Annotated in this window: 1 protein-coding gene; it reads left to right on the top strand. The window is 31.7% G+C overall.

The features are described from left to right. On the top strand, nucleotides 1–625 hold a 625-nt coding region (locus ABEB23_RS18100), incomplete at both ends, for a DUF4178 domain-containing protein (RefSeq protein WP_348814124.1).

The following is a 625-nucleotide window of genomic DNA, read 5'->3' as shown; positions in this document are numbered from 1 at the left end:
AAAACAAAACGACTATTTGTATTTATCCGAAGCCGCTGGACATTGGATTATTTTAACCGAAATTGAATTTGATAAAAAAGTAGGCAATCATCCTTTAACTATTGAGCATGAAGATATAACTTATGATCGATTCGATTATTATTATCCAACATTAGTGACTGCAAAAGGTTTTTTTGATTTTGACATTTACAATAAAATTGAACTTATTGAATATATCAACCCTCCTTTAATGCTTTCTTTTGAAAAATTTAGTCACGAGCAAACCGCTTTTTTAGGAAAACACATTTCCAAGAATGATATCAAAAAAGCCTTTGGAACCTCTAACCTGCCATCCAAAAAAGGGATCGGGCAAGTACAGCCTTTTATATTCAATATTCGGAATTTAGCATTGACATTCTGTTTTGTTGCGGTATTAATTTTGATTACTAATTGGTACTTGAACAAAGACAGAGTTCAACAAAATGTTCTGAATACCGAAATTGCTTTTGACCAATTTACGACTAAAGATTATGTAACTCCTTCTTTTAATTTAAAAGGAAGTTCTGCTCCTCTGTCAATAAGGGTTAATACAAATGTTGATAATTCTTGGGCTAATGTGCAAGTTGCCTTGATAAATGAAACGACA

Source organism: Flavobacterium maritimum, assembly GCF_040049085.1.
In the GTDB taxonomy this organism is placed as follows: domain Bacteria; phylum Bacteroidota; class Bacteroidia; order Flavobacteriales; family Flavobacteriaceae; genus Flavobacterium; species Flavobacterium maritimum.
This window is presented reverse-complemented; position numbering and strand designations above follow the sequence as displayed.